The sequence below is a fragment of the Methylococcus geothermalis genome (genome assembly GCF_012769535.1).
Taxonomy (GTDB): Bacteria; Pseudomonadota; Gammaproteobacteria; order Methylococcales; family Methylococcaceae; genus Methylococcus; species Methylococcus geothermalis.
The window spans coordinates 448,488-472,451 of sequence record NZ_CP046565.1 but is presented as its reverse complement, the minus strand read 5'-3'; the positions used below and the strand labels follow the sequence as shown (position 1 = coordinate 472,451).

General features: G+C 64.3%; 26 protein-coding genes. 10 read left to right on the top strand and 16 right to left on the bottom strand.

Features of this window, described 5'->3' with window-relative positions; genetic code table 11:
- Nucleotides 1-3 precede the first annotated feature (3 nt).
- Both GNH96_RS02240 and GNH96_RS02235 read right to left on the bottom strand, forming a co-directional pair.
- Nucleotides 4-480, bottom strand: coding sequence for a DUF4381 domain-containing protein (locus GNH96_RS02240; protein ID WP_169601886.1), 477 nt, complete (start codon nt 478-480; stop codon nt 4-6).
- Between the two features lie 4 nt (nt 481-484).
- Nucleotides 485-1,426: a DUF58 domain-containing protein gene (locus GNH96_RS02235; RefSeq protein WP_169601884.1), complete on the bottom strand. Its 942-nt coding sequence runs from the start codon at nt 1,424-1,426 to the stop codon at nt 485-487.
- A gap of 244 nt (nt 1,427-1,670) precedes the next feature.
- On the opposite strand from GNH96_RS02235, the gene GNH96_RS02230 reads away from it, so the two are divergent.
- A complete protein-coding gene (locus GNH96_RS02230; RefSeq protein ID WP_169601882.1) occupies nt 1,671-2,015 on the top strand; it encodes a phage holin family protein in 345 nt (114 codons plus the stop codon).
- 7 nt (nt 2,016-2,022) lie between these two features.
- Here the strand turns inward: GNH96_RS02230 and hemW are convergent, their stop codons facing one another.
- A complete protein-coding gene (hemW, locus tag GNH96_RS02225) occupies nt 2,023-3,165 on the bottom strand; it encodes a radical SAM family heme chaperone HemW (protein ID WP_169601880.1) in 1,143 nt (380 codons plus the stop codon).
- 63 nt (nt 3,166-3,228) lie between these two features.
- On the opposite strand from hemW, the gene GNH96_RS02220 reads away from it, so the two are divergent.
- From GNH96_RS02220 to mutM, 7 genes are all read left to right on the top strand, one after another.
- Nucleotides 3,229-4,173, top strand: coding sequence for an ABC transporter ATP-binding protein (locus tag GNH96_RS02220; protein WP_169601878.1), 945 nt, complete (start codon nt 3,229-3,231; stop codon nt 4,171-4,173).
- Entirely contained in the window at nt 4,170-4,925 is a 756-nt protein-coding gene (locus GNH96_RS02215; RefSeq protein ID WP_169601876.1) for an ABC transporter permease subunit, read from the top strand. Before GNH96_RS02220 ends, GNH96_RS02215 begins: the two co-directional genes overlap by 4 nt.
- Nucleotides 4,922-6,319 carry a GldG family protein gene (locus GNH96_RS02210; protein ID WP_169601874.1) on the top strand — a complete coding sequence of 466 codons (1,398 nt, stop codon included), beginning with the start codon at nt 4,922-4,924 and terminating at the stop codon, nt 6,317-6,319. The genes GNH96_RS02215 and GNH96_RS02210 overlap by 4 nt, the downstream gene beginning before the upstream one ends.
- Before the next feature lie 91 nt (nt 6,320-6,410).
- Complete coding sequence (locus GNH96_RS02205; protein ID WP_169601872.1) at nt 6,411-7,340, top strand: DUF4340 domain-containing protein; 930 nt, start codon at nt 6,411-6,413, stop codon at nt 7,338-7,340.
- Nucleotides 7,341-7,496: 156 nt separating this feature from the next.
- Nucleotides 7,497-9,041 carry an MBOAT family O-acyltransferase gene (locus tag GNH96_RS02200; protein ID WP_169601870.1) on the top strand — a complete coding sequence of 515 codons (1,545 nt, stop codon included), beginning with the start codon at nt 7,497-7,499 and terminating at the stop codon, nt 9,039-9,041.
- 2 nt (nt 9,042-9,043) lie between these two features.
- Nucleotides 9,044-10,237 (top strand): hypothetical protein, encoded by a 1,194-nt coding sequence (locus tag GNH96_RS02195; RefSeq protein WP_169601868.1) that lies wholly within the window; start codon nt 9,044-9,046, stop codon nt 10,235-10,237.
- A gap of 7 nt (nt 10,238-10,244) precedes the next feature.
- Complete coding sequence (gene mutM / locus GNH96_RS02190) at nt 10,245-11,060, top strand: bifunctional DNA-formamidopyrimidine glycosylase/DNA-(apurinic or apyrimidinic site) lyase (RefSeq protein ID WP_169601867.1); 816 nt, start codon at nt 10,245-10,247, stop codon at nt 11,058-11,060.
- 38 nt (nt 11,061-11,098) lie between these two features.
- Here mutM and GNH96_RS02185 read toward each other — a convergent pair whose 3' ends face one another.
- From GNH96_RS02185 to GNH96_RS02155, 7 genes are all read right to left on the bottom strand, one after another.
- Nucleotides 11,099-12,121, bottom strand: a complete 1,023-nt coding sequence (locus tag GNH96_RS02185) for an isocitrate/isopropylmalate dehydrogenase family protein (RefSeq protein WP_169601866.1) — start codon at nt 12,119-12,121, stop codon at nt 11,099-11,101.
- Nucleotides 12,122-12,203: 82 nt separating this feature from the next.
- A complete protein-coding gene (gene xth / locus GNH96_RS02180; RefSeq protein WP_267313388.1) occupies nt 12,204-12,944 on the bottom strand; it encodes an exodeoxyribonuclease III in 741 nt (246 codons plus the stop codon).
- Between the two features lie 143 nt (nt 12,945-13,087).
- Nucleotides 13,088-13,303 carry a winged helix-turn-helix domain-containing protein gene (locus GNH96_RS02175; protein WP_169601864.1) on the bottom strand — a complete coding sequence of 72 codons (216 nt, stop codon included), beginning with the start codon at nt 13,301-13,303 and terminating at the stop codon, nt 13,088-13,090.
- Between the two features lie 43 nt (nt 13,304-13,346).
- Nucleotides 13,347-13,628: a cell division topological specificity factor MinE gene (gene minE, locus GNH96_RS02170; protein WP_169601863.1), complete on the bottom strand. Its 282-nt coding sequence runs from the start codon at nt 13,626-13,628 to the stop codon at nt 13,347-13,349.
- A gap of 4 nt (nt 13,629-13,632) precedes the next feature.
- Nucleotides 13,633-14,442 (bottom strand): septum site-determining protein MinD, encoded by an 810-nt coding sequence (gene minD, locus GNH96_RS02165; protein ID WP_169601861.1) that lies wholly within the window; start codon nt 14,440-14,442, stop codon nt 13,633-13,635.
- 34 nt (nt 14,443-14,476) lie between these two features.
- A complete protein-coding gene (minC, locus tag GNH96_RS02160) occupies nt 14,477-15,217 on the bottom strand; it encodes a septum site-determining protein MinC (protein WP_169601859.1) in 741 nt (246 codons plus the stop codon).
- 85 nt (nt 15,218-15,302) lie between these two features.
- Nucleotides 15,303-15,953 carry a class I SAM-dependent methyltransferase gene (locus GNH96_RS02155; RefSeq protein WP_169601858.1) on the bottom strand — a complete coding sequence of 217 codons (651 nt, stop codon included), beginning with the start codon at nt 15,951-15,953 and terminating at the stop codon, nt 15,303-15,305.
- A gap of 185 nt (nt 15,954-16,138) precedes the next feature.
- Between GNH96_RS02155 and GNH96_RS02150 the strand changes: the two genes are divergently transcribed.
- On the top strand, nt 16,139-16,384 hold the full coding sequence (locus tag GNH96_RS02150; RefSeq protein ID WP_228719977.1) for a hypothetical protein: 246 nt from the start codon (nt 16,139-16,141) through the stop codon (nt 16,382-16,384).
- Between the two features lie 27 nt (nt 16,385-16,411).
- Complete coding sequence (gene ubiD / locus GNH96_RS02145) at nt 16,412-17,908, top strand: 4-hydroxy-3-polyprenylbenzoate decarboxylase (RefSeq protein ID WP_169601853.1); 1,497 nt, start codon at nt 16,412-16,414, stop codon at nt 17,906-17,908.
- Nucleotides 17,909-17,933: 25 nt separating this feature from the next.
- Here the strand turns inward: ubiD and GNH96_RS02140 are convergent, their stop codons facing one another.
- From GNH96_RS02140 to GNH96_RS02115, 6 genes are all read right to left on the bottom strand, one after another.
- A complete protein-coding gene (locus GNH96_RS02140; RefSeq protein WP_169601851.1) occupies nt 17,934-19,208 on the bottom strand; it encodes a heme biosynthesis HemY N-terminal domain-containing protein in 1,275 nt (424 codons plus the stop codon).
- Nucleotides 19,205-21,226 (bottom strand): fused uroporphyrinogen-III synthase HemD/membrane protein HemX, encoded by a 2,022-nt coding sequence (hemDX, locus tag GNH96_RS02135; protein ID WP_228719976.1) that lies wholly within the window; start codon nt 21,224-21,226, stop codon nt 19,205-19,207. Before hemDX ends, GNH96_RS02140 begins: the two co-directional genes overlap by 4 nt.
- Nucleotides 21,227-21,240: 14 nt before the next feature.
- Nucleotides 21,241-22,182, bottom strand: a complete 942-nt coding sequence (hemC, locus tag GNH96_RS02130; protein WP_169601847.1) for a hydroxymethylbilane synthase — start codon at nt 22,180-22,182, stop codon at nt 21,241-21,243.
- Nucleotides 22,183-22,283: 101 nt separating this feature from the next.
- A complete protein-coding gene (locus tag GNH96_RS02125) occupies nt 22,284-22,778 on the bottom strand; it encodes a disulfide bond formation protein B (RefSeq protein ID WP_169601845.1) in 495 nt (164 codons plus the stop codon).
- 32 nt (nt 22,779-22,810) lie between these two features.
- Nucleotides 22,811-23,020 carry a dodecin gene (locus GNH96_RS02120; protein WP_169601842.1) on the bottom strand — a complete coding sequence of 70 codons (210 nt, stop codon included), beginning with the start codon at nt 23,018-23,020 and terminating at the stop codon, nt 22,811-22,813.
- 103 nt (nt 23,021-23,123) lie between these two features.
- Nucleotides 23,124-23,963: a bestrophin family protein gene (locus tag GNH96_RS02115; RefSeq protein ID WP_169601840.1), complete on the bottom strand. Its 840-nt coding sequence runs from the start codon at nt 23,961-23,963 to the stop codon at nt 23,124-23,126.
- Between the last annotated feature and the right edge of the window lies 1 nt (nt 23,964).

The window sequence follows — 23,964 nt, the reverse complement described above, 5'->3', positions numbered from 1 at the left end:
GGATCAGTGAGCGCGGCGTCCCGGCCGGGGCAGTTTGCGGGCCCAGTCCCGGCACAAGGCGAACAGGGCGGCCGGGTCCGCTTCGCTGGCGGGTCTGTAGGGGGCGTCGGCGAGGCAGCGGCCGGGGCCGTCGCGGAAGCGGCGGTCGCCCAGCAAGGAATCCAGCCGGTCCAGCCAGGCCTGGCCGGTCAGCCCCGCCACTTCCTGCCGCGGATAGAGAGTCAGGCAGGCGCGCCGCAACAGGACCGAGACCCGCCGGATTTTTTCGGCCGGATCGAGAGCGTCCAAGGCTTCGATCGCGGCCAGCTCGCGCAGCACTTCGTTTCTGAACGGGTTGCGGATGAGGCGCCTCCACACGAGCCACAGGATCAGGGCCAGCGCGATGGCCAGCAGCGGCGCCAGCCACCAGCCGGGCGCCGGGGGCCACCAGCCAACCGGCGGGGGCAGATGGATGTCGCGGAGATCGAGTTGCGGCTCCATGCCTTCAGCGCGTCTTCGATGAGGCGCGCAGCGCCCGCTGCAGGAATGCCAGCGGATCGTCCGCGGTCGAGCATTCCAGCCAGCGCATGCGGTGGCCGCGGGCGTAGTGTTCCAGTGCGCCGCGGCGCGTTTCGAATTTCTCGCGCCAGCGCTCGGCGCTGCGGCGGCTGGCGTCGAAGGCCGTTTCCCGGATCGTGTCGCTGACCCGGAAATGGCCGGATTTCGGCAATCCCGCCTCCAGTGGATCGTACACGAACACCAGCACCACCGAGGCATGCCGCGCCAGGGCGCTCAGGGCGGTCTGCGCCGCGGCGTCGAAGCCGCGGAAATCGCTGAGCACGAACACCAAAGTCCCCGGCCTCACGTGCTGCTGCAAGCGTTTCATGGCCGCGGCCGGCACGGTCTCGGACGCCGTGGCCGGCAGCGCCGGCCCTTGCGTGTCCGCCAGTTGCCGGAGCAGGCGCAGCACCCCGCGCTGGCCGTGCTCGGGCTTGAACTCGCTGCAGCCGTGCTCGGAAAAGATCTGGCCGCCCACCCGGTCGCCGTGGTGGCTCGCGCTCCAGGCCAGGAGGGAGGCGAGCTGGGCCACCCGTACCGATTTGAACGCCCCGCGGGTGGCGAACCACATTGCCGCGCGGTAGTCCACCGACAGCATCACCGGCCGCTCGCGCTCTTCCCGGAACAGCTTGGTGTGGGTCCGGCCTGTCCGCGCCGTGACCCGCCAGTCCAGGTTGCGCACGTCGTCGCCCGGGGCGTAGGGCCGCGACTCGTCGAACTCCATGCCGCGTGCCTTGAAACGCGACAGGTACCCGCCGCTCTCCACCGCCTTCACCGCGATCCGGTACAGGCCGATGCCGGAGGCCGGATGGTTCAGGCGGATCAGCCCGGCCAGCGAGGGACGGACCAGGTCGGCGGAAGGGCTCGCCGGATGCGGAACACTACTCATCGGAACTCAATGGCAAAGCGGGGGCTGATCGGGAGCGAACGGGGTGTGCTAGGAAATGCGGACCGGAAGCGGCATTTCAATGCGTTTGGAAACGACGATTAAAGCGTTACGCGGCAGCGCGGTCAAATCGAGCCAATCCCGGGGTAGCGTCGGTAGGGATCCGAGGCCATGGTACTTATGGCATCCGCCGCGCTAAACTGCAACGGTCGTCGTCCGATTCGTCGAACAGATACGGAGGCATCGCGTGGTTGCGTTTCTCGTGCATCTCTTTTTCACGGCAGCCTTGCTGCTGCTGGTGGCCCATCTCGTGCGGGGAGTCGAGGTGGAAGGCTGGGGTTCGGCGATTCTCGGCGCCATCATGCTGGGCTTGGTGAACGCCTTCGTGCGGCCGGTCATGGTGCTGCTCACCCTGCCGTTCACGATCCTGAGCTTCGGGCTCTTCCTCCTGGTGATCAACGCTTTCATGCTATGGATGGTGTCCGTCCTGGTTCCAGGCATCCGCATCCATGGTTTTGCTTCGGCCTTGCTGGGGAGCCTCCTCCTCACGCTGCTTAACATGGGCGTCGCCTCCCTCCTGGGACCGGTGTGAAGCCGGCTCAGGCAGACGGAAGGAAGCGCTGCAAGACGTCGTCCAGAAAATTCCAGCCGGTGTCGGTACAGCGGATAAGGCTGCCCGATCGCTCCAGCAGTCTTTCGCTCAGGCATTCCGACAGGGCGGGTTCCAGGGCGCAAGCCTCCAGTCCCGTGCCTTCGGTGAAGTCGCCAAGCTCGAAACCATCCCGCAGCCGCAAGCGGTTCATCAGGAATTCGAAGGGCAGGTTCTCCGGATTGACGCGGTGCTCGCCGCCGATGCCTAAGGTTTCCAGGTATTGCACGGGGTGGCGGGTTTTCCATAGCCGCGTGACCCGTCCGGACGCCGGTTCGGTGATCTTGCCATGAGCACCCGCACCGATGCCTAAATAGTCGCCGAAGCGCCAATAGTTCAGGTTGTGGCGGCAGCGGAAGCCGTCGCGGGCATAGGCCGAGACCTCGTATTGGCGGTAGCCGTGTTCGGCGAGCAGGGCTTGGCCGGCGCGCTGGATGTTCCAGATGTCGTCGTCATCCGGCAGCACGGGCGGAAAACGGTGGAACAGGGTGTTGGGTTCGAGCGTGAGCTGGTAGAAGGAGACATGGGTCGGCCCCAGCGCGATGGCCGTTTCCACATCCCGTTCCACCTCGGCGACGGTCTGGCCCGGCAGGCCGAACATCAGGTCCAGGTTGAAGTTGCCGAATCCGGCTTCGCGCGCCATGGAAGCCGCCTCGACGGCGGCGCGGCCGTCGTGGATGCGACCCAGAGCCGCGAGCTTGGCGTCGTCGAAACTCTGCACACCGATCGACAGGCGGTTGACGCCGGCTTCGCGGAAGCCTTTGAATTTGGCGCTTTCCGCCGTGCCGGGATTGGCTTCGAGAGTGATCTCGGCGTCGGCGGCCAGGGCAATGCGCGCCCTGACGCCGTCCAGTAATAGGCCGATGGCTTCGGGGCTCAGCAGGCTGGGGGTGCCGCCGCCGATGAATACCGATTCCACCGTGCGGCCCGGAACCCTTCTCGCGTCTCGCGACAAATCCTGCAGCAGGGCCGCGATATAATCGCGCTCCGGCAGGATTCCCTCGAAGCGGTGGGAGTTGAAATCGCAATACGGACACTTGCGCACGCACCAGGGCACATGGATGTAGAGTCCCAATGGCGGCGGTTTCAGCATGGACGGGGCCGTGCGTCCCGGCAGACTTGCATTTTGTACAAACTTTCGTATCTTACGCGCAACATGACGAGCCTGATTCAAGTTCAAGAACTCTATAGGTATTACGGCGATCATTGCGCCGTAAACAATGTGAGCTTTACGCTGGAAAAAGGCGAAATTCTCGGATTTCTCGGCCCCAACGGCGCCGGCAAGTCCTCGACCATGCAGATGATCTGCGGGAATCTCGCTCCGACCTCCGGCCAGATCCTGATCAACGGAATCGACATCCTCGACCAGCCGCGCGAGGCCAAGCGAGAACTCGGCTATCTTCCGGAGATTCCGCCGGTCTACCGCGATTTGACCGTGGACGAATACCTGGAGTTCTGCGCCCGGCTCCACCGCATCAGCCGGGAACGTCTGCGGCGGGCGGTCGACACCGCCAAGGAGCGTTGCGGCCTGACCGAGGTGGGACCGCGCCTGATCAACAACCTGTCGAAGGGTTACCAGCAGCGCGTCGGCATCGCCCAGGCCATCGTGCACATGCCGGCGGTGATCGTGCTGGACGAGCCCACGGTGGGGCTGGACCCGATCCAGATCCGCGAAATCCGCGAGCTGATCCGGGAACTGGGCCGCGAACACGGGGTGATCCTGTCGACCCACATTCTGCCGGAAGTGCAGGAATCCTGCACCCACGTCCAGATCATCCACAAGGGCAAGCTGGTGCTCAACGGCACGATCGCGAGCCTGGAGCAGCGTATGCGCGCCTCCAGCCTGTTGGTGGCCACCCGCGACCCGCTCGATCAGCGCCAGCTCTATGGCCTGGAAGGCGTGCAATCCATCGAGGATATGGGGCATAACCGCTACCGCATCTTCCACGACAAGGACAAGGACCCGGCGGTGCGGGTCGCCGAAGTCGTGGTCCGCGCCGGCTGGGGATTGGCCGAACTGGTGCCGGAGCGGCGCAGCATGGAGCAGATCTTCATCGACATCACCCAAACCGATCCGCAGGGCGAGGAGCAGGCGGCATGATGGCCTTCACGATCGCAGCGCGCGAGTTGCGCACCCTATTCCTTTCCCCGCTGGCCTGGTCGGTGCTCGGGGTGATCCAGATCATCCTGGGCTACATGTTCCTGGCTCAGCTCGATTACTTCCTGATGATGCAGCCGCGCATGGCCGGCATGGAGGAAATGCCGGGCGTGACCGATCTGATCGTGGCGCCGCTGTTCGGCAATGCCGGCGTCATCCTGCTGCTGGTGACCCCGCTGCTGACCATGCGCCTGATCAGCGAGGAGCGCCGTAACCGGACTCTGAGCCTGTTGTTCACCGCCCCGGTGTCGATGACCGACATCATCCTGGGCAAATACCTCGGCGTGTTCTTCTTCCTGTTGATCATGGTCGGTATGCTGGCCTTGATGCCGCTCTCGCTCTTGATGGGGGGCGCGCTCGATGTCGGCAAGCTGGCCTCGTGCGTCCTGGCGCTGGTGCTGCTGCTGGCGGGCTTCGCCGCGGTGGGCTTGTACATTTCGGCTTTGTCCAACCAGCCGACCGTGGCGGCGGTGGCGACCTTCGGCGCCCTGCTGCTGCTGTGGATCATCGACTGGACCGGCGGCGCGGAGGGCGATGCCAACGGCGTGCTGCAGTATCTGTCCCTGTTGCGGCATTACGAAGCACTGCTGAAAGGTCTGGTTTCGACCACCGACCTGATCTATTTCCTCCTGTTCATCCTGACGTTCCTGGTTCTGAGCGTCCACCGTCTGGATAACGACCGGCTGCAAAAATGAAGATCAACCGCAAGACTCACATGGAGCTGCGGCTCCAGAACCTGTTGTTCACCCTTCTGTTCCTCGGCGTGGTGGCACTGGTCGCCTGGCTGAGCACCCGCTATTCTGCCCAGTTCGACTGGACCGCCGGGCACCGCCACACCCTGTCGGAAGCCAGCATCAAGGTGCTGGAGATGCTGAAGGAACCGGTGCGGGTGACGGCCTACGCTCGCGAAACCAAGAACCTGCGCGACCAGATCGCCGATCAGGTCGGCCGCTACAGCCGCCGCAAGAAGGACCTGACCCTGAGCTTCGTCAATCCGGATACCCAGCCGGACAAGGTCCGCGAACTGGGTATTTCGGTCGACGGGGAGCTGGTGATCGAATACCAGGGCCGCAGCGAACACGTGCAGGAGGCGAACGAGACCACTCTCACCAACGCCTTGCAGCGCCTGGCCCGGGCCAAGGATCAGCGCATCGTGTTCCTGGAAGGCCACGGCGAGCGCTCCCCCACCGAGCGCGCCAACCACGACCTGGGCCAGTTCGGCGACGAGCTGGGGCGCAAGGGTTTCAGCGTGTCCACGGTGAACCTGGGTGTTACGCCGAAGATTCCCGACAATGCCGATGTCTTGGTGATCGCCAGCCCGAACGCCAACCTGCTGCCGGGCGAGGTGAGCCTGATCGGCGAGTGGGTGAAGCAGGGCGGCAATCTGCTGTGGCTGATGGATTCCGACAACCTCAAGGGCTTGGCGCCCCTGGCGCGGCAGCTCGGCGTGCAGGTGCTGCCGGGGAAGGTGGTGGACGCGTCGACCCAGCTGTTCGGCATCGACGATCCGACGTTCGCCCTGGTCGCCGACTATCCGCCGCATGCGATCACCTACGGCTTCCAGACCATGACCCTGTTCCCTTCCGCGCTGGCGCTGGATGTGGTGCAGGACAATCATGACTTCGAGCGCGAGGCGTTGCTCAACACCCTCGCCCGCTCCTGGACCGAGACCGGCCCCATCGAGGGCAAGATCCAGTTCGATGCCGACAAGGGCGAACGCCAGGGCCCGCTGCACATCGCCTATGTGCTGACCCGCGAGCTCAAGGCCGAGGCGAAGGATGCGGACAAGAAGGAAGGCGCCGAGGCGGCCAAGCCGAGAGAGCAGCGCATCCTGGTGGTCGGCGACGGCGATTTCCTCTCCAATGCCTTCCTCGGCAACGGCGGCAATCTCAATCTCGGCCTCAACATGATCAACTGGCTGAGCCAGAACGACCAATTCATCAACATTCCCGCCAAAACCTCGCCGGACCGCGACCTGCAGCTCACGCCGCTGGCCTCGGGCATCATCGGCTTCGGGTTTTTGATCGTGCTCCCGCTGGCGCTGATCGGCAGCGGCGTGCTGATCTGGTGGCGGCGGCGCCAGCGTTGAGACTCGAAGGCGGGCTGGTGGGGACGGTTCTGATTCGGACGATCCGAGGCGCATCGTCCGCCTTGGCTTCCGGTTATTTGGTGGAGGGACTATGAAATCTCGGATGCTGCTCAATCTTTCGCTGTTGGCCGCCCTGGCCGTGCTCGGCGCCATCGCCTATTTCGAGCCCGGCAAGAAGGAGCCCGCCGAGACGCCGCTGACCCGGGTGGAGATCGACAAGGTCGATACTCTGACCCTGCAGCAGGGCGACAAGACCATCGTCCTGACGAAGAAGGACGGGCATTGGTGGGTGTCGGCGCCGTTTTCCGCACCGGCCAACGACTTCCGGGTTCGGCAGCTGCTGGAGATCGCGAAGGCCACCAGCGACGCCAGCTATCCGCTCAAGCCGGAGGAACTGGCCAAGTTCGAGCTGGACAAGCCCATCGCCAGTCTGACCGTGGGCGACGCGGTGCTGGTCTTCGGCGGCGCCGATCCCATCAACATGCGGCGTTATGTTCGCATCGGGGACACCCTGCACCTGGTGCGCGACGATTTCTCGCGCCATCTGACGGCCCAGGCGACGGACTACGTCGACAAGAAGCTGCTGCCCGAGGACGCGCGCATCCAGGAGATCGCCTTGCCGGAATGGAAAGCGCGGCTGGGGCAGGACGGCAAGTGGGTTTTCGAGCCGCCGCAGGAAGGCGGCGGAACCCACATCGGCGATTTGCTGACGAACTGGCAGTCGGCACGTGCGATCGACGTCAAGCACCTGGACAAGGCGGCCGAAGGGCCAAAACTCCACATCGGGTTGACGAACGGGGAATCGGTGGACTTCGTCATCGTCCAGCGCGAGCCCGAGTTGCTGCTGGCCCGCCCGGATTACGGCCTTCAGTATGAAGTCGTTGGCGAGCCGGCCAGACGCCTGCTCAGCCTGAATCCCAAGCCTGCGGAAACCAAGGCCGAGGAAGCGCCTCAGCAAGCCACGCCGGCTCCCGAGGCTCCGGCGGAAGGCAGCGGGGCCGAGGAAATCGAGGCGGACTGACGGCGAGGCGTCCCCACCGGGCCTGCGGCCGCGGATGCTTGAGCAGAGCCGGGGCGAGGACGGTGCGCAGATCTTGAGCTTTTCGTCGAAGGCAACATCGCCTCCCTTTGTTCGGACCGGTGCCGGTCCCGGTCGCCAACCGCTCGAGCCGGTCCGATGCTGTTCAATTCCTACGAATTCCTGTTTCTCTACCTGCCGGCCGTACTCGCCGGGTTCCACGGCCTGGTACGCTATCGCCGGGATTTCGCGATCGCCTGGCTGGGGCTGGCCTCGCTGTTCTTTTACGGCTGGTGGAATCCAGCTTACGTCCTGTTGTTGCTGGCCTCGATCGGCTTCAATTTCCTCGCCGGCCGCCGGATCAGCCTGATGCCCGAGCGATCAGGGGCGCGAAAGGGGCTGCTGGCCGGCGCCATCGCCGCCGATCTCGCCCTGCTGGGCTACTATAAATACGCCAACTTCTTCGTCCGAGCTGTGAACGATCTCGCCGGTACGCACTGGGGTCTCGAGGAGATCGTGCTGCCGCTGGGCATCTCCTTCTTCACCTTCACCCAGATCGCCTTCCTGGTCGATGCCTACCGCGGCCGGGCGCGGGAATACCGCTTCGCTCCCTACCTCCTGTTCGTTACCTATTTCCCCCATCTGATCGCCGGTCCCATCCTGCATCACGGCGAGATGATGCCGCAATTTTCCAAGGATCAGGGGGGGCGGATCGCCGACGATTTCGCCGCGGGGTTCACGCTGTTCCTGTTCGGCTTGTTCAAGAAGACCGTGCTGGCCGACGGTATCGCGCCCCATGCCCAGCAATTGTTCACGGCGGCGCAGAGCCAGCCGCCGATGTTCCTGGAAAGCTGGATCGGCGCCCTCGCCTATACCTTCCAGCTCTATTTCGACTTTTCCGGCTATTCCGACATGGCGATCGGCCTGTCGCTGCTGTTCGGCATCCGTCTGCCGATCAACTTCGATTCGCCCTACAAGGCGGCGGACATCGCCGATTTCTGGCGGCGCTGGCACATGACGCTGTCCCGCTTCCTGCGCGACTACCTCTACATTCCCCTGGGCGGCAACCGCTGCCCGGCTTGGCGCCACAGCCTGAATCTGTTTCTCACCATGTTGCTGGGCGGGTTTTGGCACGGTGCCAACTGGACCTATCTGGCCTGGGGGGCGTTACACGGCGCCTACCTCGTGATCAATCACGACTGGCGTGTTCTGCGGGTCCGGTTGGGATTCGGCGCCGATCCCGTTTCCCGCCCGGCGCGCTGGGCGGGGAGACTCCTCACCTTCCTCGCCGTGGTGTTCGGCTGGGTGCTGTTCCGCGCCGACAGCCTGGCGACCGCCGGGAACATCCTGCGCGGCATGTTGGGGCTGAACGGGCTGGCGTTGCCGGCGGGACTGAAACACGGCCCGCTGGGTGAGCGTCTGGCGGCGGAGGGCTGGACTTTCAGCGAGTCCCCCTTGCTGCACGGCGCCGGCCCGGCGCTGTGGATCGCCGCCTTACTGCTGGTCTCCATGGGCATGCCCAACACCAACGAAATCTTCGCCCGGTTCCGGCCCAGCCTGAACATGGCGAGGGGCGTCCCTCCCGAAGCGCGGTTCTGGCAATGGCGGCCGGCGCCGGCCTGGGCGCTCCTGAGCGTCGTCGTCGGTGTCGCCGCGGTGTGCTCGATTTCCGAGCTGAGCGAATTCATCTACTTCCAGTTCTGAGGATGGATAGCGGCGCCTACCTCAAGACCGTATGGATCGGCATCTTCGCCCTGCTGGCGGCACTGGCCGGGTTCTGTCGTCTGGTCGATCCGTTCTGGTATTACCGCGAGGTGAGCATCCCCGGCTTCAATGCGGTCAAGCCCGAGTTCAAGCGCTACGAGCGCCACGTCAAGCCGCAGATCGTCCGGCGCGAACGCCCCCAGGCGCTGGTGTTCGGCAATTCCTATGCGGAAATCGGTTTCGATCCGCTGCATCCCGCCCTGACCCGGCCGGACCGGAACGAGCGGGGCTATAACTTCGGCCTGGCGGGCGCCGACTGGGAGCGGGTGTACTGCTCCGCGCGGTTCGCCCTCGAGCACGCCGCGCCGAAGCGGGTGGTCATCGGTTTCCAGCCCGGCCATCCGCTCCGGGCGGTCGATTGCGGGATTTTTTTTGCGGAGATGGAACATCTGCCGGTCGGTGCGCTGCTCCTGTCGGGCAAGGCGATCAAGGCCTCGATCCGCACGGTGAGGGGCCAACGCAAGCAGCCGACTCATACCGCCGAGGGCATGTTCTACTACACCCGCTTCGAGATCGACGAAGTGGAGCGCCGGTTCCGGGCCGATTTCTCCCGCTACCTGGGAAACCTGAAGCCGGACGCGCCCTGCCTGCTCGAGCCCTTGGCCACTGGGGTCCCGCCGGATTTCGATCCGCCCAAAGGGGAAGGTATCCCCGCGGACCTCGCCGGCCTCCATGACTTGGTGGGCCGTCTCGTTCGCGCCGGCGTCGAAACCCGCCTGGTCGCCTATCCGGTGCACGCCTTGCGGGCGGAAGCCGACATCGCCTGCGGTTTCGTCAATCTGCGTTGGGACGCGCTGCTGTCGGTCGCGCGCGCCGTCCGCAAGACCGATCCGGAGGGGCGCTGGGTGGAGGTATGGGATTTCCAGGGCTACGATCCGGATTTGGTCGAGCCCATCCGCGACAACCAGACCCGGTTGTGGCAGGATGTCGGCCATTTCAACTACGAAGTCGGCAACCGGCTGCTGGACCGGATGTTCGGCCGCGGCGAGGAAGGTTTCGGAAGCCGGGTCGAACCGGCGGTGGTTCCGGCGCTGCGCGATGCGTTTTTCCGCGATCGCGCCGCTTTCCTGGCGAGCCATCCCGGTTTCATGAGTGAGTTCGCCGGGCTGATCGATTCCTTCCGTCACACGCGCTGAAGCCGCCATGCCCGAACTTCCCGAAGTCGAAACCACCCGCCGCGGCATCGCCCCGCACATCACCGGGCGGCGAATCGTCGATGTGAGGGTGAGGGAGCCGCGGCTACGCTGGCCGGTTCCCCCTGATTTGTCGGCGACGCTGGCCGCCTGCGCGGTGCTCGGCGTCCGCCGCCGCGGCAAATACCTGTTGCTCGATTTCGAGGGCGGCACATTGATCGCCCATCTCGGCATGTCGGGGAGTTTCCGTATCTGCGAGCCGAACCTCCCGCCGCGCAGGCACGATCATGTCGATCTGGTGTTCGAAGGCGGCATCTGCCTGCGCTACCACGATCCGCGGCGCTTCGGCTGTTTGCTGTGGACTGCAGAACCGCCGGCGCAGCACCCCTTATTGGCCGAACTCGGTCCTGAACCATTGGAGGGCGGATTCGACGGCGCACACTTGCACCGCCTCGCCGCGGGACGGAATACGGCGGTCAAATCCTTCATCATGGACAGCCATGTCGTGGTCGGTGTAGGCAATATCTACGCCAACGAAGCCTTATTCCTCGCCGGCATCCACCCCGGGCGCGCCGCCGGAAAGATCGGCCTCGCACGCTACCGGAACCTGGCGGGCCGCATTTCCGAGGTTCTGGCCGCGTCCATCGAACAGGGCGGCACGACCTTGCGGGACTTCGTCAACGAATCCGGCGCGCCGGGCTATTTCAAGCAGGTCCTGCGGGTCTATGACCGGGGCGGCGAGCCCTGCCTGGCTTGCGGGGTGCCGATTCGATGCATTCGGCTGGGGCAGCGGGCGACTTATTACTGCCCGGGCTGCCAGCATTGAATGACGCAAGGCCCCGTCGGTCCGGGGCCTTTGGTTGCTTAGGCGCTGCGCACCCGCTCGACGATGGCTTCGGCCATTTGCGCGGTGCCGCAGGGCGAGGTCTTGGCCAGGTCCGGCGTGACCGAGCGGCCGTCCTTGATGACCTCGCGCACGGCGCGTTCGATGCGGCGCGCGGCGTCCGGTTCGCCGATGTGTTCCAGCATCATGGCGCCGGCCATGATCATGGCGGTGGGATTGGCGATGCCCTTGTCGGCGATGTCCGGCGCGCTGCCGTGCACGGCTTCGAACAGTGCCGCGTCGCTGCCGATGTTGGCGCCCGCGGTGAGCCCCAGGCCGCCGATCAGGCCGGCCGCCAGGTCCGACAGGATGTCGCCGAACAAATTGGTGGTGACCAGGACGTCGAAGCGTTGGGGCTGCATGACCATCTGCATGGAGCAGGCGTCGACGATGCGGTCGTCGAACTCGATGTCCGGGTAGCCCTTGGCGATCTCGCGGCCGATTTCCAGGAACAGGCCGGAGGTGCATTTGAGGATGTTGGCCTTGTGCACCAGGGTGACCTTCTTGCGTCGGGCGCGGCGGGCGTAGTCGAAGGCGTAACGGATGATGCGCTCGGAGCCCTTGCGGGTGACGACCGCGATGCTTTCCGCCGCGATCTTTTCCTCGTCGACCTTGATGAAATGCTCGATGCCGGCATACAGCCCTTCGGTGTTCTCGCGTACGGTGACCAGGTTGACGTCACTGAAGGCGGTGTCGGTGCCTTCGAAGGAGATGGCTGGACGCACGTTGGCGTAGAGGTTGAAGGCTTGGCGGAGAGTGACGTTGACGCTGCGGTAGCCGCCGCCGACCGGCGTGGTGAGCGGTCCCTTGAAGCAGATGCGGTTGGCGCGGATGGAATCCAGCGTGGCATCCGGCAGCGGATTGCCGAATTTCTCGACCGCCGCCATGCCGGCGGACTGGACGTCCCACTGGACCTGGACGCCGGTGGCCTCGATGACCTTGACGGCGGCGTCGACGATGGAGGGACCGATGCCATCGCCGGGGATGAGGGTGATCTTGTGCATGGGGACTTTCCTTGGAGTTTGAGGTAATCGAGCGATTATCCGCCAGACACCGGCAAAAATTAAGCCGCGGCCGATCGAGGTTTCAAAAGTCGTCGAATTCGGCGACGACCGGCGCGTGGTCCGAGGGACGCTCGAGCTTACGCGGCGCCTTGTCGATGGTGCAGGCGGTGCAGCGTTCGGCGAGCTGCGGGGAGGCGAGGATATGGTCGATCCGAAGCCCCTGGTTGCGGCGGAAGCCGGCGGCGCGGTAGTCCCACCAGGAGAAGCTGGCGTCTGGCTGCTCGAAGCGGCGGAACAGATCGGACAGGCCCAGGCCTGTCAAGGCGCGGAAGGCGTCTCGTTCGGGCGTGCTGCACAGGATCTTTTCGCGCCAGGCTTCGGGATCGTGCACGTCGCGGTCTTCCGGCGCGATGTTGAAGTCGCCCAGCACCACGGTGTGAGGATGCGTCTTCAGTTCGCTTTCGATGAAGTCGCGGATCTTCGCCAGCCAGTCGAGCTTGTAGGCGTATTTGTCCGAGCCGACTTCGCTGCCGTTGGGCACGTACAGGTTGATGACGCGCAAGGGCCCTGCGGTCACCGCCAGAATGCGGCGCTGCGGATCGTCCAGGTTGGGCGGATCGGTCAGCACACCCTCGACCGGCGCCTTGCTGAGTACAGCCACGCCGTTGTAGGTCTTCTGGCCGCTGTAGACGGCGTGGTAGCCCGCTGTGCGCAGTTCGTCGACCGGAAACGCGTCATCCGTCAGCTTGGTTTCCTGGATGGCCAGGAGGTCCGGCTGCGCCGATTCGAGCCAGTCGAGCACCTGCGGCAGTCGGACCCGCAAGGAGTTTACGTTCCAGGTCACTATCTTCATGGCGGGGAGAGATGACTTCGCCGGTGCCTCAGGCGGTTGGATGGTGTTGCCAAAGGAGCCTTGCCGGCGTCGAAGGGGAGCCCCGTCCGCGTGGGGGCGGGGCTCTTTCGGGTCTAGGCGGCGTTCAGCCGAAAAAACTCGTAGCGGCCGCGTTTTTCGGCGACGAGCTTGCCTTCACGCGCCAGCCAGCCGATGGCGCGCTGCACCTCGTTCCTGTCCAGCCCGGTTTCGTCGGCGAGGCGGGTGGCGCTGGCTTCGCCGTTCTGGTCGAGGAAAAGCCATATCTTGCCGGCGGCTTTCCCAATGGTGGTATCGAGGTCGTCGTGCATGTCGGATCTCCTGTTAGGTTCGGCAGGTCGGAAATGAAATGGCTTAGCCGCGCTTCCGCTTCGGACGGGGTTCGATGGTGTCCGGAAGGACGACGTTGAGTTCGAGCACTTCCCGGTTGTCGTCCTTTTCCATGGTGACCGTGATGGCGTCCTGGCCGACGTTGACGTATTTGCGTATGACTTCGAGCAGTTCCTTCTGCAGCATGGGCAGATAGTCGGGCTTGTTCCGCTCGGCCCGTTCATGGGCGACGAGGATCTGCAGCCGCTCCTTGGCGACCGCTGCGCTGTCGGTTCTAGAACCGCGAAAATAATCCAGAAGTCCCATGGTCTTAACCTCTGAAAAGCCGGCTGATGAAGCCTTTCTTTTCCGCCGTGATGAACCGGTGCGGGACGTCCTCGCCCAGATAACGGCGTACGGCGTCATCATACGCCTGTCCCGCATCGCTTTTTTCATCCAGGATCACCGGCGAGCCCGCGTTGGAGGCATTGAGCACGGCGCGGGAGTCCGGGATCACACCCAGAAGGTGCAGGGACAGGATCTCCTGAACGTCATCCACGCTGAGCATTTCGCCGATCTTGGCGCGCTGGGGCGAATAGCGGGTGAGCAGCAGGTACTCCTTGATCGGCTCCTCGCCGGCTTCGGCCCGCCTCGATTTGGAGGCGAGGATGCCCAGCATGCGGTCCGAGTCGCGCACGGAGGAGACCTCGGGGTTGGTGACGACGATGGCATCGTCCGCGAAGTACATGGCCAGGGTGGCGCCACGCTCGATGCCGGCGGGGGAGTCGCATACGATGTAGTCGAAGGTTTCGCCGAGCTCGTTGAGCACCCGCTCGACGCCTTCTTTCGTCAGGCTTTCCTTGTCCCGAGTTTGGGAGGCGGGAAGGATGAACAGGTTGTCGCAGCGCTTGTCCCGGATGAGGGCCTGGTTGAGACTGGCTTCCTGGTTGATGACGTTGACGAAATCGTAAACCACCCGGCGTTCACAACCCATGATGAGATCCAGATTGCGCAAGCCTACGTCGAAATCGATCACTGCGGTGCGAAAACCCTTGAGCGCAAGCCCCGTCGCGAAGGCTGCGCTGGTCGTGGTTTTCCCGACCCCGCCCTTTCCCGAAGTGACAACGATGATTCTGGCCAAATTTCGATCCTCCCAATATTCGTCAAAACGTCATTCATAAATTCTGGATGATCAGCGCATTGTCCCGCAGCATGATCTGTACCGGCCTGCCGCGCACGGCGCCGTCGAGGTTCTCGCTGATCTTGTAGTGGCCGCCGATGGCGATCAGCTCGGCCTGAAGATCCATGCAGAAGATGCGGGCGTCGAGGTCGCCCTTGACGCCCGCCATGGCGCGGCCGCGGAGGGAGCCGTAGACATGGATGTTGCCGTCGGCCATCAGCTCCGCACCCGGGCTTACCGTGGCGATCACCACCAGATCGCCGTCGTTCGCGTAGACCCGCTGTCCCGACCGGATCGGCTGGTCGATGATTTTTGTGCCCGGACGGGCGGGGCGAACCGCCTCGTGGACAGGCTGAGAGTGTTCGACCGCCGGCGCGGCGGGCGCAGCCGGGTGCGATTCGTGATGCTTGCCTTCGGACAGCAGCGCCAGGCCCGCCGCGTCGGCCGCCGCGTTCTGCTCCGCATCGCCGCCGCGGACGCCCACCGGCGTCAGCCCGCTTTCGCGAAGGACTTCCAGCAGGGCGTCAAAGTCGGGGACCTGATCGCGTCCGGCCAATTCGTGCAGATCGAGAATGACCGGTGCATGCCGGAAGAAGTCCGGGGCCTGCCGGACCCGGGCCGCTAGCAGGTCGGCGATGGCATCCGCGTTGTCGCTGATCAGCTTGAGCACGGGCAGATTGAACGAGCCCGCGCGGATTTCGAAAGGTGTGTCGTGGGCTTGCGATGAGTCGAGCATGGTGTGCCGCGGTAGGGGGAGGGGTGCTTGATCAGGTAGCTTTGTCAAATTCTAACATTGCGCTCATCGACCGCCCACGCTTGAGTTACTGGGTCGCTGGAGCAGCCGGCTCCGGGGCGCCTTTCCTAAGATGCAGGAGGGTGAACAGCCCCATCGGCGGCAGTGTCTGCCGGCGGACTTCATGCAGCGAGGTGTGGGCCAGAATCTCGTCCATCGGCATGTCGGGACGCCAGCCGAGTTTGTGGGACAGAGGGGACAGCAGGGCTTCGAAATGCCGGCGGGCGCCCCCCTTGTCCGCCGCGAAGTGGTTGACGATGATGACGTCCCCGCCGGGTTTGCAGACACGCTCGATTTCGCGCAGCACCCGTTGCGGTTCGGGCACCACCGACATCACATAAGCGGCGACGACGGCATCGAAATAGTCGTCGGGGAATGTCATCTCGCGCGCGTCCATGATTTCGAGCCGGGCCACATGATTCAGGTTCTTGCGGTGCACCCGCTTGCGGGCGCGTTCCAACATATGGGGGGAGATGTCGATGCCATGTACCTGGTGTTCCTTGCGGTAGAACGGCAGACTGATGCCGGTGCCTACGCCTACCTCCAGGATGCGACCGGGACGGCGGTTGGTGAGGTGCGCGGCGAGCGAGCGGCCGCGAAAGTTCAAAAGCCAGCCGAAAGTGTGATCGTAGACCGGCGCGTAGCGCGCATAGGACCTCAAGATGTGTTCCAGTTGCACGAGCTTCCTCTCAAATTGGGCTGAACCAAAGCGTGGGAAATGCCGCCCTCGTCCCAGGCGGTTCTTATGGGGTACGGGCGGGAATTATACCCGTGCAACGCGATTGTTGCCGGTTTGCCGTCATCGCCACGTCCCGCCAATTCCGATACCATACCGGCCGATATCCGTCAGCTCCTCACAGGAACATGAGCAAAGTCATCGAGATCAAGATCGGCTCGGAACCCCAGTCTCTCGTCGCGAAGGCGGAGAAAGCGGCGCGCGAGAAAGGCATGGTGTTCTCCGGCGACGAGACCACCGGCAGTTTCAGCGGCAATGGCGTGGAAGGTGTTTACGAATTCAGGGGTGATCTCCTGGCCATCACGATCACGAAGAAGCCGTTCGTATTGCCTTGGGCAGTGATCGAAGCGAGCGTGAAGAGTTTTTTCGCCTGACCGTGCGCCCTTGTCGATAAACGGCCCATGACGCGGAGCGGCGCAAAATACCGGGACCTGCGGGATTTCATCGGCCGGCTCGAGGCGGAGGGGGAGCTCCGGCGCGTCGCTGCGGCGGTGGACCCGAATCTCGAGATCACCGAAATCTGCGACCGCACGCTGAAGGCGGAAGGTCCGGCCCTGCTGTTCGAACATCCCAAAGGTTCTTCGATCCCCTTGTTGGGCAATCTATTCGGCACCCCACGCCGGGTGGCGTTGGGGATGGGGGAAACCTCGGTCGGCGCGCTGCGGGATGTGGGCAGGCTGCTTGCCTCGCTGAAGGAGCCCGAGCCTCCCAAAGGCATGCGGGATGCTTTCGATAAGATGCCGCTGTACCGCCAGGTGCTGCATATGGCGCCGAAAGAAGTCCGCAATGCGCCCTGCCAGCAGGAGGTGGTGCGCGGCAGCGAAGTCGACCTCGGCCGCTATCCGATCCAGACCTGCTGGCCGGGCGACGCCGGGCCGCTGATCACCTGGCCGCTGGTCATCACCCGCGGGCCGCACAAGCCGCGGCAGAACCTCGGCATTTACCGCCAGCAGGTCATCGACCGCAACCAGACCATCATGCGCTGGCTGGCCCACCGCGGGGGAGCCCTGGACTTCCGCGACTGGCAGGAAGCCAGGCCCGGCGAGCCTTTCCCGGTGGCCGTGGCCTTGGGGGCCGATCCCGCCACGATGCTGGGGGCGGTCACGCCGGTGCCGGATGCGCTGTCCGAATATGGCTTCGCCGGACTTTTGCGGGGTGCCAGGACGGAAGTCGCCCGCTGCATCCTGAGCGATCTGCAGGTGCCCGCCAGTGCCGAAATCGTGCTGGAGGGGTTCCTGTATCCCGGCGAGACGGCGCCGGAAGGCCCGTTCGGCGATCACACCGGGTATTACAACGAGGTGGAATCGTTCCCGGTCTTCACCATCGAATGCATCACCCAGAGGCATTCGCCGATCTACCACAGCACCTATACCGGAAGGCCTCCGGATGAACCCGCGGTGCTGGGCGTGGCGCTCAACGAAGTGTTCGTGCCTATCCTGCAGAAGCAGTTTCCCGAGATCGTGGATTTTTACCTGCCGCCGGAAGGCTGTTCCTACCGTCTGGCCGTGGTGAGCATGAGAAAGCAGTATCCCGGCCACGCCAAGCGGGTGATGTTCGGCGTGTGGTCGTTTTTGCGCCAGTTCATGTACACCAAGTTTGTGATGGTGGTCGACGACGATATCGATGCCAGGGACTGGAAGGACGTGGTCTGGGCGATGACGACGCGGATGGACCCTGCCCGGGATATCACGCTGATCGAAAACACTCCCATCGACTACCTGGATTTCGCCTCGCCGGTCTCGGGCCTGGGCTCCAAGGTCGGGTTCGACGCCACCAACAAGTGGCCGGGCGAAACCAGTCGGGAATGGGGACGGCCCATCGTCATGGAGGCGGCGGTACGGCGCCGGGTGGACGAAATCTGGGATTCGCTGGGGATTTTCGCTGGCGGCCGAGGCTGAGACGGTCCCGGCGGGCAGGGTGCTGTCAGTCCAGCGCCTCGGTTTCCAGGCCGGCGGGTTCGGATTCGCCGCTGGGATTCTGTTCGATCTGGGCGACGACTTCGTTCGAGGCCAGCAGCAGCCCGCGGCGGAAACATGTGCAGGCCGCCGCCGTGTCGTTTTGCCGCAGAAGCAGGTCGCCCATGAGCTGGTAGGCTTCGACGCTCGGCTCGATGCTCAGACTCTGTTCCAGATAGCGCAGGGCGGGTTCGATCTGTCCGGCACGCACGGCAAGTTTGCCAAGCACCCGCAGCAGCACGGCGTCGTTGCCATGCCGGCTCAGCCATGTCTCGGCCTGGGCAAGTTGCTGTCCGGCATCGGGGGCCGGGATGCAGCCGTACAGCACCAGCAGGGTCTCGTTCCAGTCGCGGTCCAGGCTGGCGCGCACGGCGGGTTCGATCTCCCACCCGGCGCCGGCCTCGATCATGGCCGCGAAATACAGCGATTCGATACCGGCTGCCTTGCGGATGTGGCCGGGGATGTTTTCCCAAAGCTTCCGCAGGCGGGAGGGATCGCCGGATTTCGCATGCTGCTTCAGCAGGGCGCTGTAGGTCTCGGTCTCCAGCAGCTTGATCTCCGCCTCCATCATGACCTTGTTGGTGTGGAGGCTGGGGATGAGATTGCGCAAGGCTTCCCAGTCTTCCATCTGGGCGTAGGCTTGGTGGAGCAGCCTCAGGACGGCGGCGTGGGTGGGGGCGATCCGGTTGAGCTGCGAGAGCGATTCCAGCGCCTGGTCGAACTGTTTGTCCGAGAGTTGCAGTTCCGCGCGGGTGAGGCCGATGGCGATCTCCGCCTCGGGCATGGCTTCATGGGCCAGTTTGAGATATTCATCGCGCTGCTCGGGCGCGCCGCGCGAATGCGCCGCCCGGGCCGCGGTCAGGTAATTGATCAGCGGAACGCCGCTGTCGGCGGCGTGGCGGATGAGCGTCTTCTCGGCCTTTTCCCAGTTGCCCTCGGCGGTTTCGATCAGGCCCGTGATGAGCGCCTCCTGCGACTGCCGGCTGCGCTTCCTGCCGCCGCGCTGCCTGAGTATCCGCGGCAGCCGCAAGGCATGGATGACCAGGCGGATGATGGCGTAGAACAGGATAAAGGCCAGCGTGAGCGCTCCGGCGAGGATCACCAGCGACGATTCCAGGGTCCACGGTCCGTAACCGATGATCACGTAGCCGGGATCGCCCTTCGCCAGGAAATGGCCGTAAAGGTAATACGCCGCTCCGGCGATCAGCGCCAGAATCGCGATCAGGATGGCGAGTCTTCTCACGGTTTGCTCCCCGGCGCTTCAGTTCCAGGAGGGACGGTGGTGGGAGCCGCGGTTGCCGGCGGGGTGGTGACGGCGTCGGTTTCGAGCCGCAGTTTTTCGATGTTGCGGAGCAGCGCCAGCGACTTGCTGATGTCGGGGAAGGAAGCCTTGAGCTTGACGCCGGCCATGGCCTTGAGATCGCCAGCGATGTCCTTGAACGCGGGGGAGTCGCGGTCGAAGTTTTCATTCAGCCAGGCATTTGCGGATTCCAGGTTGCTGTGGAACAGCGCATCGTCGCCGCGCAACAGGGCGGTGCGGGTCATTTCCAGCTTGAGCAGCAGAATCTCCCTGAGGCCGGCGGCTTCCTGCGGCGTCAGGACGGCATGCAAGGGACGGTCGCTGCGGCGCACGGTGACCAGTTCCTTGAGCTGTTCGAGGGGGGAGTCGACGGCATCGCCCGTTTCCGCCTTGGGGCTTTCACGGGGTTCCTTCGACATGTCCGGATGCGGCAGGAAAAGCGGCAGTTCCCGCGTCTTGGCTTCGATGGCCAGCAGCTTGGCCGACAACCCCACTATATCGGGTGGTTGGAAGGCTTCGAGCTGGTTGATTTCTTCCGCCAGCGCTTCCCGCACCTTGAACACGCTCGGGTCGCCGCTGTCGTGCAGCCGCTGGTCCGCCGCCTGCATGGCTTCGAGCACCGATTTGACGTCTCCGCTCAGGTGCAGCTTCTGATTGGCGATCCCTAGCAGATATTCGGCGTCGGCGATCAGGACGTCGCTGTGGGTCCGGCTCAACTGGCGCTGGATGGCCTGGATGGCTTGTGCCAGTTCCGTGCGCGTGTCCTGGAGTTTCTGGCGGAAATCGGCGGATTGCTCCCCGAGCACGCGCTCCAGCTTGCTGTCTTCGGTGCCGAGCTGCGCCTGCAGCGTGGCGAACTGCGAATGCAGGGTGGCGAGCTGGGTCTGCAGGCTGCTGACTTGGCGGCTCAGTTCGAGCACATGCAGGTCGCCCTTGTTGAGTTCGCCGCCCAGCCCTTCCTGCTTGGAGCGCAGCTCCTGGAGCAGGAAATAGCCCGCGGTCGCCAGTAGCAGAACCGCGGCCAGCATCGAGTAGCCCAACAGGGCGGCCACACGCGACTTGCGCGGCGCAGCCGGGGCGGCAGCCTTCCCCTTGTGGTGTTGCGGGTCTTCCCCGGCTGCCGGTTGTTCCGGCAGGGCTGTCATTTCTTTCTCTTCCTCGGCCAATGGTTTGTCCCCGTCGTTTGGCGCGGGTCGCGAGGATGTCAGATGAGCGGCGACATCCGTCAAGGCTTGCAGCACGGCCGGGTCCGACGCGGTGTCGGCCACGCTCACGTACCGGAAACCCAGCGATCCGGCTTGATTTTTCAATCGTTCGCTGATGACGACCAGCGGCGTTCCGAGCAGGCGCTCCCGGTCTTCCGGTGGAACCAGGGCATACAGATGCTCGAGTGCCTCGCCGCTGGTGACGGTCAGCATATCGAACGCACTCGTCCGCAAACCGTCGACCAGCGTTTCGGTGTCCGTGGACACCGGTACCCGCCGATACAGCTCGGCATACTGGACCAGCGCACCGCGTTCGACAAGTCGCTCCTTGAGTTCCTCCCGCCCGCCTTCACCGCGCACGATCAGTATCCGCCGGCCCGCGACGTCCTGCATGGCGGGCATGGCCAGCAGTCCTTCCGAATTCGATTGCGGCTCGGGGATCAGGTCCACGGTGATTCCGGCTTCCGCCAATGCATCGGCCGTGGCCTTGCCGATGGCGGCGATGCGCGGCGTATCACCATCTGATCGGAGCACGCCGAGTGCTCGGGCTTGGTTTACTGCGTTGGCGCTGATGAAAATCCACCAGTCCCATTCCGAAACCCCTTGCAGGAGGGCCGCTCCTTCCGCCGCACGGGCGCTGGGTCGGACGTCGAGGAGGGGGAAACGCACCGGCCTGCCGCCCGCCGCTTCGACCAGCTCGCACAGCGGTTCGGCCTGATCCTTCGGACGCGTGACGAGGACGCGTAAACCGGACAAGGAGCGCGCCGTACTCATTGCCGTTGAGGTGCCGCGTAAACGCGGCGGAGTATTTCATCCGCGCCGTACCCGAGCAGTTCCTCGGCCACCTGCTCTCCCAGCGCTTCGGCGGCGGACACGTGTCCGGTGGCTTCGGCCTCGATGATGCCCGAGCCGTCCGGATTGCCGACCAGTCCTCTCAGGCGCAGGGTGTCGCCTTCCCGCTGGGCAAAGCCGGCGATCGGCACTTGGCAGCCGCCGTTGAGGCGCCGGTTCATGGCCCGCTCGGCCAGGACGCACCAGGCGGTCGGCTGGTGGTGCAGAGGCTCCAGTAGGGCGTTGGTTCGGGTATCTTCGCTCCGGCACTCCACCCCGATCGCGCCTTGTCCAATGGCGGGAAGGCTGTGTTCCGGCGCCAGCGTTTCTGCGATGCGGCCATGAAGCCCCAGCCGCTTCAGTCCGGCGGCGGCCAGCACGATCGCGTCGAATTCCCCGGCGTCCAGTTTGGCGAGCCGGGTGTTGACGTTGCCGCGCAGATCGTACAGCGTGCAGGCGGGAAGGCGCGATTTGAGCTGGCACTGTCGCCGCAGGCTGGAGGTGCCGATGCGGGCGTCGGCCGGGAGTTCCGCGAAGTTCCGGTAGCGGGTGGAGACCAAGGCGTCGCGCGGGTCATCGCGTTCCAGTATGGCAGCGAGATGGAGCCCTTCGGGGAATTCGACCGGCACATCCTTCATGGAATGGACGGCTATGTCTGCTACGCCCTCCAGCATGCCTTGCTCGAGTTCCTTCACGAACAGACCCTTGCCGCCGACCTTGGCGAGGGGGGCGTCGAGCAGTTTGTCGCCCCGGGTGGTCATCCCGACCAGTTCGACCCGAAGGCCGGGGTGGGCGGCCTGAAGGCGGGATGCGACGTATTCCGCCTGCCACAGAGCCAGCGGGCTCTTGCGGGTCGCTATGCGTAGGAGGTGATTGGTCACGTTTGAAGGGGAACCCGGATAGATGATCCGCGCATTTTAACAGATCGCAATTTGCAGGGCCGAAATCCTGATGTCGACCTTTGCCGTCGGGAGCGGTACGGTCAGCGCTCGGCGTTCCACCATTGCAGCAAACTGAACGCGCCCAGGCCGAGGAAACAAATCAGGACCCAGGCGGGCATGCTCAGACCGAGGAAAGTCCAGTCCACCTTGGCGCAATCGCCGGTGCCGCTCAGCATCGCCTTGAGGGTGTCGCCGAGCGGGAAATTCCGGAGCATGTAGCTCAGGCCAGGACCGCATTCGGGGACCTCCTCCGGCGGGAGATGCATCAGCCAGACATGGCGGGCCGAAACCGAGGCGCCGCCCAAGGCCATGACCGTGCCCAGAACGGCGTACGCCCGGATTCCGGCCGCGCCCGGATGATGGAGCGCCGCGGCCAGAAAAACCAGTGCGACGGCCAGCACCATGATGCGCTGCGAGATGCATAAGGGGCAGGGTTCCAGTCCGCCGGAGAACTGGAAGTAAAGCGCCATGGCCAACAGCAAGGCGCAGAACAGGAAGCCGAGAACGAAGCAGATGCGGGCGCTGGGAATGGTCATGAGGCGTAAAGCGATCAAGGACGGGAGGTCTTTTAATCTTCGATCCGAAAACCCACTTTCAGCGTAACCTGGAAATGGGCGACCTCGCCGTCCACGATATGGCCGCGAGTTTCGACGACTTCGAACCAGTTCATGTGGCGCAGGGTTTTCCCGGCTTTGGCTATGGCCGTGCGGATCGCATCGTCGGTGCTCTCCGTGGACGAACCGACGATTTCGATGACCTTGTAGACGTGATCGGGCATGGCTGTTCTCCAACAGAAAATGGCTGGGCGGGCAACGCGGCGACCGGCTCCCCGGTTTTCGCCGGTATTCTTATATCACACATCGCGGCGATGGGCCGTGCTCTCATCTTCGGTGTCCGGTTTCGCCATGAACCAGGAGTTCGCGCACCCGTATGCGGATGTTCGCGGCGATGTCGTCGGTCGGCAGATCGTTCGCGTCATCGCCGAACGGGTTCTCGATTTCCTCTGCGATCAGTTCGAGGCTGGCCAGCACGTAGAACACCAGAGTCGTGATCAATGCCGTCCAATAGTGGAAATCCGGGACGAAGCAGAAAGGCATGGAAACGATGTAGAGGAAGATGAATTTCTTCAGGAACAGGCTGTAGGAATAGGGAATGGGCGTCTTCTGAATCCGTTCGCAGCCGCCGCAGATGTCGGCGAATGCGCTCAAGTCGGGATTCAGGCACAGCAGCTTGTCGCCGGACAATTCGCCCTTGCTGTTCAGCCGCGCCACCTCCGCGAACAGCTGCGCCGCGATCCGGTTGGGGCGGTGTTCCACCGAGATGGAAACCCGAAGATGATGTTTCAGGTTGTCCGCATAGGCACCGATGAGTTCAGCCAGCAGTCGCCGGGAGGGGTGGCCGTCCGGCAAATACGCATCCAACTTGAGCGCCAGATTGCGCGAGGCGTTGGTCAGGCTGCCCCACAGCCGCCGGCCCTCCCACCAGCGCTCGTACGCGGTGTTGGTGCGGAATACCAGGAGCATCGAGATGACGAAGCCCAGCAGGGCATGCAGCGCCGTCGTGCCCTTGAGCTGATTCGGAAGGAGGTGCTGGTCGGCGTAGGCGATGCCGGCGGAGAACAAGGCGACGGAGAGCATGGCGGGCAGCAGACGCCGGAACGTGTCGCTCTTGTGGAACTTGAAAATCAGTCCCCACCAGGACTTGGGGTTGTAACTGATCATT

Coding starts and splice junctions, on each gene's coding strand:
- hemW (WP_169601880.1), bottom strand. CDS start 3,165: ATGCTGAAACCGCCGCCATTGGGACTCTACATCCATGTGCCCTGGTGC.
- GNH96_RS02205 (WP_169601872.1), top strand. CDS start 6,411: ATGAAATCTCGGATGCTGCTCAATCTTTCGCTGTTGGCCGCCCTGGCC.
- GNH96_RS02195 (WP_169601868.1), top strand. CDS start 9,044: ATGGATAGCGGCGCCTACCTCAAGACCGTATGGATCGGCATCTTCGCC.
- GNH96_RS02210 (WP_169601874.1), top strand. CDS start 4,922: ATGAAGATCAACCGCAAGACTCACATGGAGCTGCGGCTCCAGAACCTG.
- GNH96_RS02185 (WP_169601866.1), bottom strand. CDS start 12,121: ATGCACAAGATCACCCTCATCCCCGGCGATGGCATCGGTCCCTCCATC.
- GNH96_RS02175 (WP_169601864.1), bottom strand. CDS start 13,303: ATGCACGACGACCTCGATACCACCATTGGGAAAGCCGCCGGCAAGATA.
- minE (WP_169601863.1), bottom strand. CDS start 13,628: ATGGGACTTCTGGATTATTTTCGCGGTTCTAGAACCGACAGCGCAGCG.
- ubiD (WP_169601853.1), top strand. CDS start 16,412: ATGACGCGGAGCGGCGCAAAATACCGGGACCTGCGGGATTTCATCGGC.
- GNH96_RS02215 (WP_169601876.1), top strand. CDS start 4,170: ATGATGGCCTTCACGATCGCAGCGCGCGAGTTGCGCACCCTATTCCTT.
- GNH96_RS02120 (WP_169601842.1), bottom strand. CDS start 23,020: ATGCCCGATCACGTCTACAAGGTCATCGAAATCGTCGGTTCGTCCACG.
- GNH96_RS02235 (WP_169601884.1), bottom strand. CDS start 1,426: ATGAGTAGTGTTCCGCATCCGGCGAGCCCTTCCGCCGACCTGGTCCGT.
- GNH96_RS02150 (WP_228719977.1), top strand. CDS start 16,139: ATGAGCAAAGTCATCGAGATCAAGATCGGCTCGGAACCCCAGTCTCTC.
- GNH96_RS02125 (WP_169601845.1), bottom strand. CDS start 22,778: ATGACCATTCCCAGCGCCCGCATCTGCTTCGTTCTCGGCTTCCTGTTC.
- minC (WP_169601859.1), bottom strand. CDS start 15,217: ATGCTCGACTCATCGCAAGCCCACGACACACCTTTCGAAATCCGCGCG.
- mutM (WP_169601867.1), top strand. CDS start 10,245: ATGCCCGAACTTCCCGAAGTCGAAACCACCCGCCGCGGCATCGCCCCG.
- GNH96_RS02115 (WP_169601840.1), bottom strand. CDS start 23,963: ATGATCAGTTACAACCCCAAGTCCTGGTGGGGACTGATTTTCAAGTTC.
- GNH96_RS02200 (WP_169601870.1), top strand. CDS start 7,497: ATGCTGTTCAATTCCTACGAATTCCTGTTTCTCTACCTGCCGGCCGTA.
- GNH96_RS02220 (WP_169601878.1), top strand. CDS start 3,229: ATGACGAGCCTGATTCAAGTTCAAGAACTCTATAGGTATTACGGCGAT.
- GNH96_RS02240 (WP_169601886.1), bottom strand. CDS start 480: ATGGAGCCGCAACTCGATCTCCGCGACATCCATCTGCCCCCGCCGGTT.